The organism is Pseudomonas fildesensis, from assembly GCF_001050345.1.
Lineage (GTDB): Bacteria > Pseudomonadota > Gammaproteobacteria > Pseudomonadales > Pseudomonadaceae > Aquipseudomonas > Aquipseudomonas fildesensis.
On record NZ_LFMW01000007.1, the window covers coordinates 129144 to 148076 of the forward strand.

Consider the following 18933-nt stretch of genomic DNA (forward strand, 5'->3'; position numbering starts at 1 on the left):
CTTAGAGCTCGCCCAACGCATCGATCAACGCCTGATTCTGCTCAGGCGTGCCGATGCTGATCCGCAGGAACTGGGCAATCCGCTCCTGCTTGAAGTGCCGAACAATTACCCCTTGCTCCCGCAATTTGGCTGCCAACCCGGCGGCATCATGCCGTGGGTGACGGGCAAAGATGAAGTTGGCTGCCGACGGCAGCACTTCAAAACCTTTGGCCTCCAATTGCGCCACAACCTTTTCACGGCTGTCGATCACCCATCGGCAAGTCTTCTCGAAGTGCTCACGATCTTCAAATGCGGCCGCCGCGCCGACAATCGCCAGGCGATCCAGCGGGTAGGAGTTGAAGCTGTTCTTGACCCGCTCCAGCGCCTCTATCAGGTCAGGGTGACCCACCGCCAAGCCAACCCGCAAACCGGCGAGTGAGCGCGATTTTGACAGGGTCTGGGTGACCAGCAGATTTGGATAACGGTCCACCAGGCTGATGGCGGTTTCGCCGCCGAAGTCGATGTAAGCCTCATCAACCACCACAACCGAATCCGGGCTGGCCTTGAGGATCTGCTCCACCGCTTCCAGCGCCAGTACACAGCCGGTCGGCGCGTTCGGGTTGGGGAAGATGATCCCGCCGTTGGGCTTGGCGTAGTCCGACACGCGGATCTGGAATTGCTCATCCAGCGGCACCGGGTCGGATTTGATGCCGTAGAGGCCGCAGTACACCGGATAGAAGCTGTAGCTGATATCCGGGAACAGCAGCGGCAGGTCGTGCTGGAAAAGGCCGTGGAAGATGTGCGCCAGGACCTCGTCCGAACCGTTGCCGAGGAATACCTTGCCGGCGTCGATCCCGTAATACTTGGCCACCGCTTGCTTGAGCAGGTCGCTGTTGGGGTCCGGGTACAGGCGCAGGTTGTCGTTCAACTCCGCCTGCATCGCCGCCAACGCCTTCGGCGATGGGCCGTAGGGGTTTTCATTGGTGTTGAGCTTGACCAGTTTGGTCAGCTTGGGTTGCTCGCCGGGCACGTAAGGCACGAGGTCCTTGACGAAGGGGCTCCAGAATTTGCTCATCTCAATTTCCTTTCTTGTCGTCAAGAATGCGGTATTCGGCACTGCGGGCGTGGGCGGTCAGCGACTCGCCACGGGCCAGCACGGAAGCGGTCTTGCCCAGCTCCGACGCGCCTTGGGGCGAGCAGAAGATGATCGACGAACGCTTCTGGAAGTCGTACACGCCCAGCGGCGAGGAGAATCGCGCGGTGCCCGACGTTGGCAACACGTGGTTCGGACCGGCGCAGTAGTCGCCCAGCGCTTCGCTGGTGTGGCGGCCCATGAAGATCGCGCCAGCGTGACGAATCGACGGCAGCCAGGCTTGTGGGTCGGCTACGGACAATTCCAGGTGTTCCGGCGCGATGCGGTTGGCCACTTCGATGGCCTGCTCCATGTCACGCACCAGGATCAGCGCGCCACGACCATTGATCGACTTCTCGATGATCTCGGCGCGCTCCATGGTCGGCATCAACTTATCGATGCTGGCGGCGACCTTGTCGAGGAATTCGGCATCCGGGCTGACCAGGATCGCTTGGGCATCTTCGTCGTGCTCTGCCTGGGAGAACAGGTCCATGGCGATCCAGTCCGGGTCGGTCTGGCCATCGCACACCACGAGGATTTCCGAGGGGCCCGCAATCATGTCGATACCGACCTGGCCAAACACATGGCGCTTGGCAGTGGCGACGTAGATGTTACCCGGGCCGACCACCTTGTCGACCTTCGGCACGCTTTCGGTGCCATAGGCCAGGGCCGCAACGGCTTGAGCACCACCGATGGTGAACACGCGGTCGACGCCGGCGATGCAGGCAGCGGCCAGTACCAGTTCGTTGATCTCACCGCGCGGAGTCGGTACCACCATGACCACTTCGGTCACGCCGGCCACTTTGGCGGGGATCGCGTTCATCAGTACCGACGACGGGTACGAGGCTTTACCACCTGGCACATAGAGGCCGGCACGGTCCAGCGGCGTGACCTTCTGGCCCAGCACGGTGCCGTCGGCCTCGGTGTAGCTCCAGGAGTCCTGTTTCTGTTTTTCGTGGTAGCTACGCACGCGTGCTGCGGCGACTTCCAGGGCTTCGCGCTGAGGTGCAGTGATGCGTGTCAGCGCCAGCTCCAGGCGTTCGCGCGGCAGGATCAGGTCCGACATGGACGCCACGTCGAGGCCGTCGAATTGGCGGGTGAAATCCACCAGGGCTGCGTCACCGCGCTCGCGCACAGCCTTGATGATGTCGAGCACCCGCTGGTTGACCGAATCGTCGGACACGCTTTCCCAGCTCAGCAGATGATCCAGATGATCGGCGAAATCCGGGTCGGCAGCGTTGAGTCGGGCAATTGCAGTGGACGTGGTCATAGCGAGGGCCTCATAGGATTGGCAAAAAACTCAGGCGCCCTAAACTACCGTTCGCTCCGCTTGGGCACCTGAGAATTCTGGCTATGAGGCGGATAGACGGGCGCGACCTAAGGCCGCGCAGGTGAGTCAACCGCGGTGTCGAGACTCCACTGCCTTGCGCAGGGTGTCGATCAACGCCTGGATACGGGCGTGCTGCATTTTCATCGAAGCTTTGTTGACGATCAGGCGGGAGCTGATGTCGGCGATGAAATCCTGAGGTTCCAGGCCGTTGGCGCGCAGGGTGTTGCCGGTGTCGACCACGTCGATGATCTTGTCGGCCAGGCCGATCAGCGGCGCCAGCTCCATCGAGCCGTAGAGCTTGATGATGTCGACCTGACGGCCTTGTTCGGCGTAGTAGCGTTTAGCGACGTTGACGAACTTGGTGGCAACCCGCAGACGGCCCTTGGGTTCGACATCACCGACACGGCCGGCAGTCATCAGCTTGCACAGGGCGATACGCAGGTCCAGCGGCTCGTACAGGCCCTGGCCACCGTATTCCATCAGCACGTCTTTACCGGCGACACCGAGGTCGGCGGCGCCATGTTCAACGTAGGTCGGCACGTCGGTAGCCCGCACGATCAGCAGGCGAACGTCGTCCTGGGTCGTGGGGATGATCAGCTTGCGGCTCTTGTCCGGACTCTCGGTCGGCACGATGCCCGCTTCAGCCAGAAGCGGCAATGTGTCGTCAAGGATGCGGCCCTTGGACAGTGCGATAGTCAACATGGGAAACGTCAGTCCTTCATCAGGCTATTGCTGTCTGGTCGCAATCGGCGCCAGACACAGACCGAGGCCATTACAGCCTCGATTTGAAACAAATTCAGCAGGGACACACTCAGTTAACAGCAAAACACCTTTCCGTGGCGAGCGGGCTTGCCCCGCGTTGGGTTGCGTAGCGACCCCAAAAACGGGACTGCTACGCAGTCCAACGCGGGGCAAGCCCGCTCGCCACAGTGACAGTGTTTGCAACTACTGGGACTAGCCCGGTACGCGGCGGATTTTCGCGCCGAGCATCTGCAGTTTTTCTTCGATGCACTCATACCCACGGTCGATGTGGTAGATGCGGTCGATCAAAGTGTCGCCGTCAGCACACAGCGCCGAGATTACCAGGCTGGCCGAGGCACGCAGGTCGGTGGCCATTACTGGGGCGCCCTTGAGTTTCTCGATACCGGTCACGATAGCAGTGTTGCCTTCGACCTGGATCTTGGCGCCCATGCGGTGCAGTTCGTACACGTGCATGAAGCGGTTTTCGAAGATGGTCTCGATCACGGCACCGGTGCCTTCGGCAATCGCGTTCAGGGAGACGAACTGCGCTTGCATGTCGGTCGGGAACGCCGGGTACGGAGCGGTACGCACGTTAACGGCTTTTGGCCGCTTGCCGTGCATGTTCAGCTCGATCCAGTCTTCACCTGTGGTGATTTCTGCGCCGGCTTCCTTGAGTTTTTCCAGAACGGACTCAAGGATGGTCGGATCGGTGTCCTTGACCTTGACGCGGCCACCGGTCACGGCGGCGGCAACCAGGTAGGTGCCAGTCTCGATGCGGTCCGGCATCACCTTGTAGGTGGCCGAGTGCAGGCGCTTCACGCCTTCGATAGTGATGGTGTCAGTGCCGGCGCCGGTGATGTTGGCGCCCATGGCGATCAGGAAGTTGGCCAGGTCGACCACTTCCGGTTCGCGCGCGGCGTTTTGCAGCACGCTGCGACCGTTGGCCAACGCGGCAGCCATCATGATGTTCTCGGTACCCGTCACGCTGACGGTATCAAAGAAGAAGTTGGCGCCACGCAGGCCGCCTTCCGGCGCCTTGGCCTTGATGTAGCCGCCCTCGACGTCGATGGTCGCGCCCATGGCTTCCAGGCCACGGATGTGCAGGTCCACCGGACGCGAGCCAATGGCGCAACCGCCAGGCAGTGCGACTTCGGCTTCGCCGAAACGGGCAACCATCGGGCCAAGCACCAGGATCGAGGCACGCATGGTTTTCACCAGTTCGTACGGAGCGATCAGGGTCTTGATGGTGCGCGGGTCGATTTCGACCGAGAGTTTCTCGTCGATCACCGGCTCGATGCCCATGCGACCGAACAGCTCGATCATGGTAGTGATGTCGTGCAGGTGCGGCAGGTTGGCCACAGTCACAGGGCCATCGCACAGCAGGGTCGCTGCCAGGATCGGCAAGGCGGAGTTTTTCGCACCGGAAATGCGGATCTCGCCATCAAGGCGGGCACCGCCGGTAATAATCAATTTATCCATAAGAATCTCGACGCCTTGGGGGCTCAGGTGCGCTCGGCCCAGGCCGCGCGGCTGAAAAATTTCATAGTGACCGCGTGGATGCTGCCATCGGTGATCCACGGGTTCAAATGGGCATAGATCTGCTGTTGACGCTTGACCGGGCTCAATGCCGCCAGTTCATCGCTAATCACGTTCAGCTGGAAATTGCAGCCTTCGCCTTCAACTTCTACGTTCGTTTCCGGCAGCTTTCCTTCAAGGAAGCTTTTAACTTCTAGGGCCTGCATGCTCAACCTCTATCGGCGCCCAGTGCGCACGGGTCGCACATCATACAAAAAAGCCCCGCGCCTGCGAACCCCGCATAGCAGGACTCTGACGGGGGGCTTCTCTAATAATGTGTATTAAGGATGCGCCAACAGCTCGGTCAGCCCAGAAACCTCGGCAATTTCGCGCATATCTTCAGGCAACGCGCGGATGCTGACCGGCTTTTTGGCCGCTTCGGCATCACGCATGAAGCACAACAGCAACGACAAACCGACACTGCTGGACTTGGTCACCGCCGAGCAATCCACCACGACCGTAGGTGCGCTGCTGGACTGGATCAGCGCTTGGCCCTGCTTGCGCAGGTCAGGCCCGGAGCGGTAGTCCAGCACACCACTGAGCAGCAACTCGCCGGCATCGCCGAGACGAACAGCTGATCCGGTCATTGAGCGGGCTTCCCGGCTGCTTTATCGGTTTCTTGCTTGGCCTTGGCCACTTCACCGGCCCAACCATTGATGGTCTTGTCCAGATCATTGCCATTGCGCTGCATCGCGTCAGCGAATTGGTCGCGGAACAGCTTGCCGATGTTGATGCCGTTGATGATCACGTTACGAAGCTTCCACTCGCCGCTGATCTTCTCCAGGGTGTACTGCACAGGGTAGACGGCGCCGTTGGTGCCTTTGACGGTCATGCCAACGCTGGTGCGATCGCCGGACTCGTCCTTCGGCGCATCGACGGTAATACCCTGATTGTTGTACTCCAGCAGGGCGTTGCCGTAGAACTGGAACAGGCCCTTTTTGAAGTTCTCCTGGAAAGTCTGCATCTGCGCAGGCGTTGCCTTGCGCGAATACTTCACGGTCATGATGCTCTTGGAGATGCCTTCGGCATCCACCACAGGGCCGACAATCGTGTTCAGCGCTTCGTAAAATTGACTCGGGTCCTGCTTGTACTGCTCTTTATTGGCCGTCAGGTCAGCCAACATTCTGCTGGTCGTATCCTGCACCAGTTCGTGCGCAGAACCTGCCGCGTTGGCCATCATTGGCAGCGCTGCAAGCAGTACCAGCAGACCACGTCGCAAGGTAGAGATCATGAACAGATTCCTCATTTGGCGTCTTTATTGACCGTATTGAGCAGGAATTTACCGATCAGGTCCTCAAGCACCAGCGACGACTGCGTGTCGTGAATGGTCGAACCATCCTTGAGCAGGGCTGTTTCCCCGCCAACGCTGACACCGATGTACTTCTCGCCCAGCAGACCCGCAGTGAGGATAGATGCAGTGGAGTCGGTCGGCAGGTTATCTACCTTCTTGTCCAGTTGCATCGTCACCCGGCCGGTGAAGCTGTCGCGATCCAGATCGATTGCCGTGACCTTGCCGATGGTTACACCGGCCATGGTCACTTTAGCTCTGACAGTCAAACCGGCGATATTGTCGAAGTACGCGTAAAGTTTATAAGTATCGGCGGTGGGGCTGGCCGAAAGGCCACTGACTCGCAGGGCCAGCAACAGTAAAGCCAGGATGCCAGCCAGCAAGAAAAGGCCGACACCGATTTCCACAGTGCGGTTTTGCATCAGAAATCTCCAAACATCAAGGCGGTCAAAATGAAGTCAAGGCCCAGTATCGCCAGCGAGGCGTACACAACGGTCTTGGTGGTGGCGCGACTGATCCCTTCTGAAGTGGGCTCACAGTCATAGCCTTGGAATACGGCGATCCAGGTCACTACAAAGGCGAAGACGATGCTCTTTATGACGCCATTGAGCACGTCACCGCTGAACGTCACGCTGTTTTGCATGTTGCCCCAGTAGGATCCTTCATAGACGCCCAACCAGTCCACCGCCACCCAAGAACCGCCCCAGATACCCACCACGCTGAAAATCATCGCCAGCAGCGGCAGGGAAATGAAGCCGGCCCACAGGCGCGGCGCAACAATGTACTTGAGGGGGTCAACACCGATCATTTCCAGGCTGGACAACTGCTCGGTGGACTTCATGTTGCCGATTTCAGCGGTCAGCGCAGAACCGGCGCGCCCGGCGAACAGCAACGCAGCCACCACCGGCCCCAGTTCGCGCAACAGCGTCAGGGCGACCATCTGCCCGACTGCCTGCTCCGAACCGTAGCTGGAGAGAATGTTAAACCCCTGCAGTGCCAACACCATGCCGATGAATATCCCGGAGACCACGATGATCACCAGGGACATCACACCTACCGAGTGCAGTTGCTTGAGCAGCAGGCCAAAACCGCCACCAATGCCACCGCGCCCCAGCAAGGCATGGAACAGGAAAATCGTCGAACGGCCCAGCACTTCGACCATGTCGATACCGGAGCGACCGAAAAGGCGAACCTTCTCGAGTAAAGATGTCTTGCGCATCAGCGCTTCCCCAGAAGATCTGAGCGGTAGTCCGCTGCCGGAAAATGAAAAGGCACCGGGCCATCGGGATCGCCGGTCATGAATTGGCGAATGCGCGGGTTGTCAGCGTTCATCAGTTCTTCAGGCGTACCCTGCCCCAGCACCTGGCCATCGCCCACTACATAAAGGTAGTCGGCAATACTCGCGGTCTCAGCCAGGTCGTGGGAGACGACGATACTGGTGATCCCCAGCGCATCGTTGAGCAGGCGGATCAGGCGCACCAGCACGCCCATGGCGATCGGGTCCTGGCCCACGAAGGGTTCGTCGTACATGAGAATCTGCGGATCAAGGGCGATGGCGCGCGCCAGGGCAACACGGCGCTTCATGCCGCCGGACAATTCGTCGGGCATCAGGTCGATGGCGCCGCGAAGGCCAACAGCCTGCAGTTTCAGCAACACAATGTCCCGAATCATTTCATCGGACAGCTGGGTATGCACCCGCAGCGGGAAGGCTACGTTCTCGAAAACATCCAGGTCGGTGAACAGCGCACCGCTCTGGAACAGCACGCCCATATGCTTGCGCGCATCGAACAGATCGCTGCGCGACAGCGTCGGCAGGTTCTGGCCATTGACCCACACTTCGCCGGCGCTGGGGCGCAATTGCATGCCCATCAGGCGCAACAGGGTGGTCTTGCCGCAACCGGAAGGCCCCATAATGCCCGTGACTTTGCCGCGGGGAATGCGAATATCGACGTTATTGAAGATGCTGCGCGTCCCGCGCTTGAAGGTAAGGCCCTTCAGCTCGACCGCGTAGGCGTTATCGGCACTCATCTAAACTCCTTGGGATGCAGCCTCTCACTCAGACACCATGTTGGTCACAAACGTTTGCACGGTTGCGCAATATAACTGGACGCATGGGCTGGGCGGACCGAACTGGCGGCGAACTATATCACTGGTGGTGCAGAGCCCCCAAGGCCGGAACAGCGCTTGTTCAGATTGTGGACAGGGAAAAAACGTTGCTGACTATGTTACCGAGAATGGAATCTCAGACACCTGTCGAATAAAGCCTGACGAACTTGCGTGAGGGAATTGTTCATTACCGCTATAATCGCCGACTTTTCGTCAGGCTATACGATTTCAGACATGAGCCAATCCAGCGACCTTATCCAATCCGCACAACGCACCATCCGCCTCGAGCTCGAAGCCGTAGAAGGCTTGCTGGCCCATATCGACGCGGATTTCGTGCGCGCCTGCGAGATGATTCTGGCCAGCACGGGCCGCGTTGTCGTGGTCGGCATGGGCAAGTCCGGTCACGTCGGCAACAAGATCGCCGCCACCCTGGCGAGCACCGGGACAACCGCATTTTTCGTGCACCCGGCCGAAGCCAGCCACGGCGACATGGGCATGATCACCAAGGATGACATCATCCTGGCACTGTCCAATTCCGGCACGACCAACGAAATCGTGACCCTGCTGCCGCTGATCAAACGTCTTGGCATCAAGATGATCAGCGTCACCGGCAACCCGGAATCGACGCTGGCCAAGGCCGCCGAAGTGAACCTGAACGTTCACGTGACCCACGAAGCTTGCCCGCTGAACCTGGCGCCAACCTCCTCCACCACCGCAGCCCTGGTCATGGGCGATGCATTGGCGGTGGCGCTGCTGGAAGCCCGCGGCTTTACTGCGGAAGACTTCGCGTTTTCCCACCCCGGCGGCGCCCTGGGCCGCCGCCTGCTGCTGAAAGTGGAAAACGTCATGCATTCCGGCGATGAATTGCCCCACGTCCAACGCGGCACCTTGCTCAAGGACGCGCTGATGGAAATGACCCGCAAGGGCCTGGGCATGACCGTGATCCTGGAAGCGGACGGGCGCCTGGCAGGCGTGTTCACTGACGGTGACCTGCGCCGCACCCTGGACCGCACCATCGACATCCACACCGCCACCATTGATGCGGTGATGACGCCTCACGGCAAGACCGCCCGCCCCGAAATGTTGGCAGCCGAAGCGTTGAAGATCATGGAAGACCACAAGATTGGCGCCCTGGTGGTGGTCAATAGCGACGACCGCCCGATTGGCGCCCTGAACATGCACGACTTGCTGCGTGCGGGAGTGATGTAGATGACCAGCGACCTGTTGCAACGCGGCAAAAACATCAAGCTGGCGATTTTCGACGTAGACGGCGTGCTGACCGATGGCCGCCTGTATTTCCTCGAAGACGGCAGCGAATTCAAGACGTTCAACACCCTCGACGGCCAGGGCATCAAGATGCTGATGGCGGCGGGCGTGCAAACCGCCATTATCAGCGGTCGAAAAACGCCTGTTGTGGAACGCCGCGCACAAAACCTGGGGATTCCTCACCTGTATCAAGGCCGTGAGGATAAACTGGTGGTTCTGGACGAGCTTCTTGGCCAACTCAACCTAAGCTATGAGCAGGTCGCCTACCTGGGCGACGACCTGCCCGACCTGCCGGTGATCCGCCGCGTGGGACTGGGCATGGCCGTCGCCAATGCGGCGGCGTTTGTTCGCGAGCACGCCCATGGCATCACCACGGCCCGTGGCGGCGAAGGCGCCGCCCGCGAGTTCTGCGAGTTGATCCTGCGGGCCCAGGGCCGCCTTGAAGCGGCCCACGCCGCCTACCTATAGAGCGTTTTATGCTGAGCAAAAAGATTCGCAACTTCCTGCTATTCGGAGTCATCGCCGCGCTGTTCCTCGCGGTGGGCTACTGGAATATCAGCCCGGAGCGCTTTCTCGACCAGCCTGTTGCGCAGGTTGACCAGGGCGCTATCGACTATTACGCGACCAACGCCTACAGCGTGCAGTTCCTGCCCGATGGCAAGGTGCAGTACGAAATGACATCGGACAAGGTCGAGCATTTAAAGGCCTCCGAAGTCACCCTGCTGACCAACCCGGACCTGAACCTGTACCGCGGCACTGAATTTCCGTGGCACGTCACCAGCAAGCGTGGCGAGGTCAATCCGGACGGCACCGAAGTGGAACTGATCGACTCGGTGCGCGTCGCACGTACTGACGCACAGAACCGAGACACCATTATCACCAGCAGTCGCATGACCGTATTCCCACAGAAGCAATATGCGCAGACCGAGCAAGACGTTAGAATCGACGGCGCTGGCGGTGTATCGACTGGCAAGGGAATGAAAGCGTATTTGAAAGAAAGCAGGATACACCTGCTATCGAACGTAAGAGGACAGTATGAGGCTCGTTAAAACTCTCCCTATTTTGCTCGGTCTGGGCGCAGCACTGGGAAGCGTGAGCGCCTGGGCTCTGCCGAACGATAGCCAGCAACCGATCCACATTTCGGCTGACGATGCGCAGTTGGATGACAAGCAAGGTGTCGCGACCTACACCGGTGGCGTGATCATTACTCAAGGTTCGATGAAGATCACCGGCAACACAGTGACGCTAACTCGCACCCCGGCCGGCGACATTGATGTCGTGACCTCGGTAGGCAACCTGGCCTACTTCGAACAGCAACAAGCGGCTAAAGATCCTGGCCCGATGAAGGGCTACGGCAAGACTATCCAGTATCATGCCCAGCAAAACCGCATTGTGCTGATCGACCAGGCCAAGGTGCTGAGTGCCGACGGTAACTCTACCGAAGGCGAGAAGATCGTCTACAACACCAATACACAGGTCGCACAAGCCGGTCGCGCCAATGGCACCAAGGTCACACCACGCCCACGCATCGACATGGTTATCCAGCCGAAGAAGAAGGCCGAGTAATGGCAACCCTGAAAGCCCAGCATCTGGCCAAGGCCTATAAAAGCCGTCAGGTCGTGCGCGACGTCAGCCTGTCGATCGACAGCGGCCAGATCGTCGGCCTGCTCGGTCCCAACGGCGCCGGCAAGACCACCTGCTTCTATATGATCGTCGGCCTGGTCCAGGCGGATCAGGGTCGCGTTCTGATCGACGACCTGGACGTGAGCCACCAGCCGATGCACGGCCGTGCGCGCGCAGGTATCGGCTATCTTCCCCAGGAAGCGTCGATCTTCCGCAAACTGTCAGTCGCCGACAACATCATGGCGATCCTCGAGACCCGCAAGGAACTCGACCGTGACGGCCGTCGCGCGGAGCTGGAAAGCCTGCTGCAGGAATTCCACATCAACCACATTCGCGACAACCTGGGCATGAGCCTGTCCGGTGGTGAACGTCGTCGTGTGGAGATCGCACGCGCCCTGGCCACCGCGCCGAAGTTCATCCTGCTGGACGAACCGTTTGCCGGCGTCGATCCAATCTCGGTCGGCGATATCAAACAGATCATCCACCACCTCAAGGCCAAGGGCATCGGCGTACTGATCACCGACCACAACGTCCGTGAGACCCTCGATATCTGTGAAACCGCCTATATCGTCAACGATGGCCAGCTGATCGCCGAAGGTGATTCCGCCACTATCCTGGCCAATGAACTGGTCAAGGAAGTGTACCTGGGCCACGAGTTCCGCCTGTAAGCACCTTGGTGTCAAGGCCGTTTGCCAAGATGCGCGGGAGTCAATAAAAACCTCCGGATTTTTATTGTTACCGCGCTCTAGGCAAAGCCCCCGACATCAGGCATATAATTTGCTTATGTTTGGCGCTCACGCGCCCTGTCGTGGATGGCGCATTGCGCCGGCGAATAAGGTGTTAAGCCCCTGCCATGAAACCATCGCTAGTCCTGAGAATGGGCCAGCAGCTGACGATGACACCGCAGCTGCAACAGGCCATCCGCCTCCTCCAATTGTCGACCCTGGACCTGCAACAGGAAATCCAGGAGGCCCTGGAGTCCAATCCGATGCTCGAGCGCCAGGAAGAAGGCGACGACTTCGATAATGCAGACCCGCTTGCCGACAACATCGAGCAAAAACCCAACCCCGACGTACAGGAACCCTCCTACCAGGAAACCGCCCCCACGGTGGATAACCTTGAGGAAGGTGAATGGAACGAGCGCATTCCCAACGAACTCCCCGTGGACACCGCCTGGGAAGACGTTTACCAGACCAGCGCCAGCAGCCTGCCCAGCAACGATGATGACGAGTGGGACTTCACCACCCGAACCTCCGTCGGCGAGAGCCTGCAGAGCCATTTGCTGTGGCAATTGAACCTGGCGCCGATGTCCGACACCGATCGCCTGATCGCCGTAACCCTGATCGACTGCATCAATAATCAGGGTTACCTGGACGAGACGCTTGAAGAGATTCTTGAAGCGTTTGACCCGGAACTGGACATCGAGCTCGACGAGATCGAAGCCGTCCTGCACCGCATCCAGCAGTTCGAGCCCGCCGGCATTGGTGCGCGCAACCTCAGTGAGTGCTTGCTGCTGCAACTGCGCCAACTGCCCGCCAAGACCCCTTGGCTCGCCGAAGCCCAACGCCTGGTCACCGACTACATCGACCTGCTGGGCAGTCGCGACTACAGCCAGCTGATGCGCCGCATGAAGCTCAAGGAAGACGACCTGCGTCAGGTCATCGAGCTGGTACAGAGCCTCAACCCTCGTCCGGGCTCACAAATCGAGTCCAGCGAAGCCGAATACGTCGTGCCTGATGTGATTGTGCGCAAGGACAACGAGCGGTGGCTGGTGGAGTTGAACCAGGAATCGGTGCCACGCCTGCGAGTCAACCCGCAATACGCCGGCTTTGTACGCCGCGCTGACACCAGCGCCGACAACACCTTCATGCGCAACCAGTTGCAAGAGGCCCGCTGGTTCATCAAGAGCCTGCAAAGCCGCAACGAAACCCTGATGAAAGTGGCCACCCAGATCGTCGAGCACCAGCGCGGCTTCCTGGAATACGGTGACGAAGCGATGAAACCCCTCGTTCTGCACGATATCGCCGAAGCGGTAGGCATGCACGAATCGACGATTTCCCGGGTGACCACGCAAAAATTCATGCATACCCCACGGGGTATTTATGAGTTGAAATACTTTTTCTCCAGCCATGTAAGCACCTCCGAAGGCGGCGAATGCTCGTCAACGGCGATCCGCGCGATCATCAAAAAACTGGTTGCCGCGGAAAATCAGAAAAAGCCGTTGAGTGACAGCAAGATCGCTGGTTTACTGGAGGCACAAGGCATTCAGGTCGCCCGTCGAACCGTCGCCAAGTACCGCGAGTCCCTAGGGATCGCGCCTTCCAGCGAGCGTAAGCGTTTGATGTGACGGGCGGGCCATAGCGTTCCAGTGGCAGGCATTTCTGCCTGTCGCTTTATGCACTGGCAACGAAGGAGAAGCTGTATGCAAGTTAATATCAGTGGACACCAACTGGAAGTGACCGAACCGCTGCGCGCCTATATCGGCGAAAAACTCAAACGAATTGAGGGGCATTTCGACAAGATCACCAACGTGCAAGTCATTATGACTGTCGAAAAGCTGAAGCAGAAAATCGAAGCCACCTTGCGTATACCCGGCGGGGAAGTTGTCGCCAATGCCGAGCATTCAGATATGTATGCCGCCATCGACGACCTGACCGACAAGCTGGATCGCCAAATCAAAAAGCATAAGGAAAAGCAGCAGAGCCTCCTTCAAGGCACCGGCCGCTAACACTCCCCACCCATGATCCGACTTGAAACCATCCTGACCCCCGGCCGCTCCCTTGTGAACGTGCCGGGCGGCAGTAAAAAGCGCGCCCTCGAACAAATTGCCAACCTAATCGGCCGCGAAGTGCCCGAACTGGATACGCAAGCTGTGTACGAGGCGCTGATCGCCCGTGAAAAACTCGGCTCGACCGGTTTTGGCAACGGCATCGCTATTCCTCACTGCCGCCTGCAAGGCTGTGAGTCTCCGGTCAGCGCCCTGCTGCACCTGGACGCCCCCATCGATTTCGACGCCATCGACGGTGCCCCGGTCGACCTGCTGTTCGTTCTGCTGGTCCCGCAAGCCGCCACCGATGCGCACCTGGAACTGCTCCGGCAGATCGCCAGCATGCTCGACCGCAAGGAAGTACGCGACAAACTGCGCAGTGCCAGCAGCAACGAGGCGCTGTATCAGGTTGTCCTGGACGAACAAAACGGGCAGTAATCATGCGTTTGATCATCGTCAGCGGCCGCTCCGGCTCAGGTAAAAGCACCGCCCTCAATGTTCTTGAGGATAGCGGCTTCTATTGCATCGACAACCTGCCCGCCGGCCTGCTGCCGGAGCTGGCGGAACGTGCCCTGATCCACACCGAACTCGCGCAACCTCTGGTCGCTGTGTCTATTGACGCCCGCAACCTGCCCAGCCACCTCTCGCGCTTCCCGGAACTGCTTGAGGAAGTACGCGCCAAGCATATTCATTGCGACGTGCTGTACCTGGATGCGGATGAAGAGACCCTGCTCAAGCGTTTCTCCGAAACCCGTCGACGCCACCCCCTCAGCAGCCCCCACCGCTCGCTGGCTGAAGCTATCGAGGATGAGACCAAGCTGCTCGGGCCGATCATTGATCTCGCCGACCTCAAGATCAACACCACCAGCCTGAACCTGTATCAGCTGCGCGATGCCATCAAGCTGCGCCTGCTGAACCAGCCGGAGCCTGGCACGGCGTTTCTCGTCGAGTCGTTTGGCTTCAAGCGTGGCATGCCGGTCGATGCCGACTTGGTGTTCGACGTGCGCTGCCTGCCCAACCCTTACTGGAAACCGGAGCTGCGTGAACAGTCCGGGCTGGATCAGCCTGTGGCCGAGTACCTGGCGGCACAACCGGATGTCGAGGAGATGTTCCAGGACATTTCCAGCTACCTGCTCAAATGGTTGCCGCGCTTTGCCGCGAGCAATCGGGCCTATGTCACCATTGCCATCGGCTGCACCGGCGGCCACCACCGTTCCGTCTACTTGACCGAACGCCTGGGCCAGGTGCTGCAACAAACCCTCAAGAACGTCCAGGTTCGCCACCGCGACCTTAGCTGAAAGGAACACCCTCGCGATGCCCGCTCTGGAAATTGAAATAATCAACAAACTGGGCTTGCACGCCCGGGCCTCTGCCAAGTTCGTCGGCGTTGCCGGGCAGTTCCCCTGCCAGATTCGAGCCGGACGTACTCCGGAGTCGATGGTCGATGGCAAAAGCATCATGGCCATGATGATGCTGGCTGCCGGCAAGGGCACGAATATTCACTTGAAGACGGAAGGCGAGCAGGAGCAGGAGGCGATGGACGCCTTGGTGAAGTTGATCAATAACTTCTTCGACGAAGGCGAATAAGCAACCTGCTGTAGGAGCGAGCTTGCTTGCGAAGAACGTCAACGATTATGCGGGCATGCTGGTTTAACGCGGCGCCTGGACGTTTTTCGCGAGCAAGCTCGCTCCTACAGTAGACAGGCTCTACCCCAACGCAGTATCCATCACCATCATCAAACAAAACCCGATGCACAGTCCCAGGCTGGCGAGCTTTTCGTGACCATTGCGCCGCGATTCCGGGATCACTTCATGAGTCACCACCAGCAACATCGCCCCAGCAGCCAGCGCCAGCCCCAAGGGCAACAGCACTTCGGCCAGGCTCACCAACCAGGCACAGAGCACAGCAAATACTGGTTCGACCAAACCTGAGGCAGCGCCTATCAGGAAGGCTTTGAACCGCGACATCCCTGCCCCGGCCAATACCAGCGCGATCACCAGGCCTTCGGGCACATCCTGCAACGCAATGCCCATGGCCAAGCTGTCGGCATCCGGCATTCCACCGCCTGCCGAAACGCCCACCGCCATGCCTTCCGGGATGTTGTGGGCAATGATGGCAAACACGAACAGCCAGATACGTGGCGGGATCACCGGTTTATCCGATGTGCCCACCAACATCTCCGGGCTGGCGCCGGACACTTTGCGGTCAACCAGATACAGCCCAAAAGCCCCCAGCATGATGCCAAAGCTGATCAAGCCACTGGCGCCCCAAGGCGAGAGCCCCAGGCTTTCAGCGGCGGCAATGCCCGGCACGATCAGCGAAAACGCCGTCGCCGCCAACATCACTCCAGCCCCAAAGCCCAGCAACGTATCGCTCAACGCCAGCGGCATCCGCCGGATGACCAACACCGGCACCGCACCCAACGCCGTGCCGAGCGCGCAGATCGCCCCGCCCTGCAGGGCTCGCAGGATACGCGGCTCCAAGTTCAGCCAGGCCAGCCCGTGAGCCACCAGCAATGCAGTACCTGCCAACAGCAGCAGCGAGCCAAACGCATAACGAAACATTCGCCCGCTGCTGATCGCCAGTATTTCAGTGCCCATAGTCGGCCTTAGATCTTGTTGTGGAGGTGAATATCAGGCTACGGCAGCCTGATAACGTGCGGCGACTTCCGGCCAGTTGATAACACTGTAGAAGGCATTGATGTATTCAGGGCGACGGTTCTGGTAGAGCAGATAATAGGCATGCTCCCACACGTCCAGGCCAAGGATCGGCGTGTTGCCGCTCATCAATGGGCTGTCCTGGTTGCCGCTGCTTTCCACCACAAGGGTCTTTTGCGGGGTAACGCTAAGCCACGCCCAACCACTGCCGAACCGGGTCAACGCGGCTTTGGTGAACGCTTCCTTGAAGCTGCCGAAACCGCCCAGTTGCTCGTCGACAGCCTTGCCCAGCGCACCCTCAGGCTTGCCACCACCTTTGGGCGACATCACGGCCCAGAACAACGAGTGGTTGGCGTGGCCGCCACCTTGGTTGATCACAGCGGCACGCAGTTTTTCCGGCAGTTGCTGGACGCTGGAGACCAGTTTTTCAATCGGCCAACCGACGAATTCAGTCCCCTCTATAGCGGCGTTGAGGTTATTGATGTAGGTCTGGTGATGCTTGGTGTAGTGGATTTCCATGGTTTGCGCATCGATATGCGGTTCCAGGGCATCGTAGGCGTAAGGCAAGTCAGGCAAGGTGTAGGTCATATCAATGTGCTCCGTAATAAGGACTGTTGCGGGTCGCCACATCCGGGTGCGCCGCCGTACCACCCAGCAAGCGATGGGTACGTGGGTACTCGCCGTGATCGCTGATGAAATTCAACAGTTCGACGTAGGTTTTGCTGCTCTGACGCAGGGCCGCTTCGCGCAATTGCGGGCTCAGCCGCGGGTCCTGCATGGTCTGCAGCAGGCGCTGGTGAATGGCACAGAGGTATTCAGCGCTTTCCTCTGGCTGATTCAGGCGCAGGTGCAGGTCCGCCAGGTTGTGATGGGAAATGACGCAAGCCGCCACTGCTTCGTCGGCATCCGCCCAGCGCTCGAACAACACTTGCGCCAGGGCCAGGGCTTGTAAGTAAGCCTCGCGAGCGTCAACCAGTTCGCCCTGCATAAAGCAGCGATTGGCCCGTTCGATCGTGCGTTTCCAATGCTCCATGGTGAGCCTCCAAAGCAGGTTCGGTGATTACACGCCGCCGGCCGTGAGCTTTTCCGGGTCCAAAAGGATCTCCAGTTGGCTGCGGGACAAGTCGGTGTGCTCGAGGGCGACTTCAATCACCGGACGGCCTTGCTGATAGGCCTTCTTGGCGATTTCAGCAGCCTTTTGGTAACCAATGATCGGGTTGAGTGCGGTGACCAGGATCGGGTTGCGCGACAGCGCTTCCTTGAGCTTGGCTTCGTTGACCTTGAAGCTGGCAATGGCCTTGTCCGCGAGCAAACGGCTGGAATTGGCCAGCAGTTCGAGGCTGCTGAGCAGGTTCTGGGCGATGATCGGCAGCATCACATTCAGTTCAAAGTTGCCCGACTGGCCGGCAACGGTGATCACCGTGTCATTACCGATGACCTGTGCAGCGACCATGGCCGTCGCTTCGGGGATCACCGGGTTGACCTTGCCCGGCATGATCGACGAGCCAGGTTGCAGGGCTTCCAGCTCGATTTCGCCGAGGCCGGCCAGTGGGCCGGAGTTCATCCAGCGCAAGTCGTTGGCGATTTTCATCAGCGAAACAGCAGTGGCTTTCAACTGGCCGGAGACGGCGACGGCGGTGTCCTGGGAGCCGATCAATGCGAACAGATTCTTGCCTGGCGTGAATGTCACGTTGGTCAGCTTGCTCAGTTGCTGGCTGAAGCGTGCAGCAAATTCCGGATGTGCATTGATCCCGGTCCCCACCGCCGTACCACCCTGGGCCAGCGCCTGCAGGCTCGGCAGCAGGTCTTGCAAGTGGCCTATATTGGCCTTGAGCTGCTGCGCCCAGCCATTGAGCACCTGGCTCATGCGCACTGGCATGGCGTCCATCAGGTGGGTACGACCGGTCTTGATGAACGGGTGAACCTCTTCGGCCTTCTGCTCGATGACCTGCACCAGGTGCAGCAGAGCCGGCAGTGTTTGTTCATGCAACACCAACGCTGCGCTGACGTGGATGGTGGTCGGGATGATGTCGTTGCTGCTCTGCCCACAGTTGACGTGGTCGTTAGGGTTCACCGCCTCGCCCAGCACACGGCTGGCGAGGGTCGCAATCACTTCATTGGCGTTCATGTTGGAGCTGGTGCCGGAACCGGTCTGGAAGATATCCACCGGGAAGTGCTGCATATAGTCGCCTTCCAGCAAACCTTGAGCGGCGTCGACGATAGCCCTGCCCTGCCCTTCGCTGATCTGCTTGAGGTCGACGTTGACCTTGGCCGCAGCCGCCTTTGCCAGGATCAGCGCGCGAATGAATTGCGCCGGCATGCGTTGATGGCTGATCGGGAAGTTGTTCACCGCGCGCTGGGTTTGCGCACCGTACAAGGCCTCGGCGGGGACTTGCAGTTCGCCCATGCTGTCGCGTTCGATACGGGTGTTAGGGTCTGCCATCACTTATTTCCTGTGTCGCGTTGAG

24 protein-coding genes are annotated in these 18933 nt (G+C 59.5%); 10 read left to right on the top strand and 14 right to left on the bottom strand.

The genetic code is table 11. The features are described 5' to 3' along the window. Position 1: 1 nt before the first annotated feature. The 10 genes from hisC to ACR52_RS11095 form a co-directional block, all read right to left on the bottom strand. Positions 2-1054, bottom strand: a complete 1053-nt coding sequence (hisC, locus tag ACR52_RS11050; RefSeq protein WP_048723935.1) for a histidinol-phosphate transaminase — start codon at positions 1052-1054, stop codon at positions 2-4. 1 nt (position 1055) lies between these two features. Continuing rightward, positions 1056-2381: a histidinol dehydrogenase gene (hisD, locus tag ACR52_RS11055; RefSeq protein WP_048723937.1), complete on the bottom strand. Its 1326-nt coding sequence runs from the start codon at positions 2379-2381 to the stop codon at positions 1056-1058. A 126-nt stretch (positions 2382-2507) separates the two neighbouring features. Then, positions 2508-3143 carry an ATP phosphoribosyltransferase gene (gene hisG, locus ACR52_RS11060; RefSeq protein ID WP_048723939.1) on the bottom strand — a complete coding sequence of 212 codons (636 nt, stop codon included), beginning with the start codon at positions 3141-3143 and terminating at the stop codon, positions 2508-2510. 252 nt (positions 3144-3395) lie between these two features. Beyond that, positions 3396-4661 carry a UDP-N-acetylglucosamine 1-carboxyvinyltransferase gene (murA, locus tag ACR52_RS11065; protein WP_048723941.1) on the bottom strand — a complete coding sequence of 422 codons (1266 nt, stop codon included), beginning with the start codon at positions 4659-4661 and terminating at the stop codon, positions 3396-3398. A gap of 23 nt (positions 4662-4684) precedes the next feature. After that, a complete protein-coding gene (locus tag ACR52_RS11070) occupies positions 4685-4924 on the bottom strand; it encodes a BolA family protein (RefSeq protein ID WP_008434291.1) in 240 nt (79 codons plus the stop codon). Positions 4925-5038: 114 nt separating this feature from the next. Further along, complete coding sequence (locus tag ACR52_RS11075; protein WP_048723944.1) at positions 5039-5344, bottom strand: STAS domain-containing protein; 306 nt, start codon at positions 5342-5344, stop codon at positions 5039-5041. Continuing rightward, positions 5341-5988: an MlaC/ttg2D family ABC transporter substrate-binding protein gene (locus ACR52_RS11080; RefSeq protein ID WP_048723945.1), complete on the bottom strand. Its 648-nt coding sequence runs from the start codon at positions 5986-5988 to the stop codon at positions 5341-5343. The genes ACR52_RS11075 and ACR52_RS11080 overlap by 4 nt, the downstream gene beginning before the upstream one ends. Before the next feature lie 11 nt (positions 5989-5999). Beyond that, the gene (mlaD, locus tag ACR52_RS11085) at positions 6000-6467 is read right to left on the bottom strand and encodes an outer membrane lipid asymmetry maintenance protein MlaD (protein ID WP_003171814.1); all 468 of its coding nucleotides are present in this window, start codon (positions 6465-6467) and stop codon (positions 6000-6002) included. Then, positions 6467-7264 (bottom strand): lipid asymmetry maintenance ABC transporter permease subunit MlaE, encoded by a 798-nt coding sequence (gene mlaE / locus ACR52_RS11090; protein ID WP_048723948.1) that lies wholly within the window; start codon positions 7262-7264, stop codon positions 6467-6469. Before mlaE ends, mlaD begins: the two co-directional genes overlap by 1 nt. After that, positions 7264-8073, bottom strand: a complete 810-nt coding sequence (locus ACR52_RS11095) for an ATP-binding cassette domain-containing protein (protein WP_003171811.1) — start codon at positions 8071-8073, stop codon at positions 7264-7266. Before ACR52_RS11095 ends, mlaE begins: the two co-directional genes overlap by 1 nt. 312 nt (positions 8074-8385) lie before the next feature. On the opposite strand from ACR52_RS11095, the gene ACR52_RS11100 reads away from it, so the two are divergent. The 10 genes from ACR52_RS11100 to ACR52_RS11145 all read left to right on the top strand — a co-directional run bounded on the left by ACR52_RS11100 (position 8386) and on the right by ACR52_RS11145 (position 15394). Then, positions 8386-9360 (top strand): KpsF/GutQ family sugar-phosphate isomerase, encoded by a 975-nt coding sequence (locus ACR52_RS11100; protein WP_048723952.1) that lies wholly within the window; start codon positions 8386-8388, stop codon positions 9358-9360. Further along, positions 9361-9885, top strand: a complete 525-nt coding sequence (locus tag ACR52_RS11105) for a KdsC family phosphatase (RefSeq protein WP_048723954.1) — start codon at positions 9361-9363, stop codon at positions 9883-9885. An 8-nt stretch (positions 9886-9893) separates the two neighbouring features. Continuing rightward, positions 9894-10466, top strand: a complete 573-nt coding sequence (gene lptC, locus ACR52_RS11110) for an LPS export ABC transporter periplasmic protein LptC (protein WP_048723956.1) — start codon at positions 9894-9896, stop codon at positions 10464-10466. Then, a complete protein-coding gene (lptA, locus tag ACR52_RS11115) occupies positions 10453-10983 on the top strand; it encodes a lipopolysaccharide transport periplasmic protein LptA (protein ID WP_048723957.1) in 531 nt (176 codons plus the stop codon). Before lptC ends, lptA begins: the two co-directional genes overlap by 14 nt. Continuing rightward, positions 10983-11708: an LPS export ABC transporter ATP-binding protein gene (gene lptB / locus ACR52_RS11120; RefSeq protein WP_048723959.1), complete on the top strand. Its 726-nt coding sequence runs from the start codon at positions 10983-10985 to the stop codon at positions 11706-11708. The genes lptA and lptB overlap by 1 nt, the downstream gene beginning before the upstream one ends. 185 nt (positions 11709-11893) lie before the next feature. Further along, positions 11894-13387, top strand: a complete 1494-nt coding sequence (locus tag ACR52_RS11125; RefSeq protein ID WP_048723961.1) for an RNA polymerase factor sigma-54 — start codon at positions 11894-11896, stop codon at positions 13385-13387. A gap of 75 nt (positions 13388-13462) precedes the next feature. After that, positions 13463-13768, top strand: a complete 306-nt coding sequence (gene hpf / locus ACR52_RS11130; RefSeq protein WP_010170586.1) for a ribosome hibernation-promoting factor, HPF/YfiA family — start codon at positions 13463-13465, stop codon at positions 13766-13768. Positions 13769-13780: 12 nt separating this feature from the next. Further along, a complete protein-coding gene (gene ptsN, locus ACR52_RS11135; RefSeq protein WP_048723965.1) occupies positions 13781-14245 on the top strand; it encodes a PTS IIA-like nitrogen regulatory protein PtsN in 465 nt (154 codons plus the stop codon). 2 nt (positions 14246-14247) lie between these two features. Next, positions 14248-15105, top strand: coding sequence for an RNase adapter RapZ (gene rapZ, locus ACR52_RS11140; RefSeq protein WP_017526131.1), 858 nt, complete (start codon positions 14248-14250; stop codon positions 15103-15105). 16 nt (positions 15106-15121) lie between these two features. After that, on the top strand, positions 15122-15394 hold the full coding sequence (locus ACR52_RS11145; RefSeq protein WP_048723969.1) for an HPr family phosphocarrier protein: 273 nt from the start codon (positions 15122-15124) through the stop codon (positions 15392-15394). A 120-nt stretch (positions 15395-15514) separates the two neighbouring features. Here the strand turns inward: ACR52_RS11145 and ACR52_RS11150 are convergent, their stop codons facing one another. The 4 genes from ACR52_RS11150 to ACR52_RS11165 are packed head-to-tail and all read right to left on the bottom strand — an operon-like array spanning position 15515 to position 18908. Beyond that, positions 15515-16408, bottom strand: a complete 894-nt coding sequence (locus ACR52_RS11150; RefSeq protein ID WP_048723971.1) for a ZIP family metal transporter — start codon at positions 16406-16408, stop codon at positions 15515-15517. Between the two features lie 33 nt (positions 16409-16441). Continuing rightward, the gene (locus tag ACR52_RS11155) at positions 16442-17053 is read right to left on the bottom strand and encodes a superoxide dismutase (RefSeq protein WP_048723972.1); all 612 of its coding nucleotides are present in this window, start codon (positions 17051-17053) and stop codon (positions 16442-16444) included. Between the two features lies 1 nt (position 17054). Continuing rightward, complete coding sequence (locus ACR52_RS11160; protein WP_048723974.1) at positions 17055-17498, bottom strand: hypothetical protein; 444 nt, start codon at positions 17496-17498, stop codon at positions 17055-17057. Between the two features lie 27 nt (positions 17499-17525). Beyond that, a complete protein-coding gene (locus tag ACR52_RS11165) occupies positions 17526-18908 on the bottom strand; it encodes a class II fumarate hydratase (RefSeq protein WP_048723975.1) in 1383 nt (460 codons plus the stop codon). Between the last annotated feature and the right edge of the window lie 25 nt (positions 18909-18933).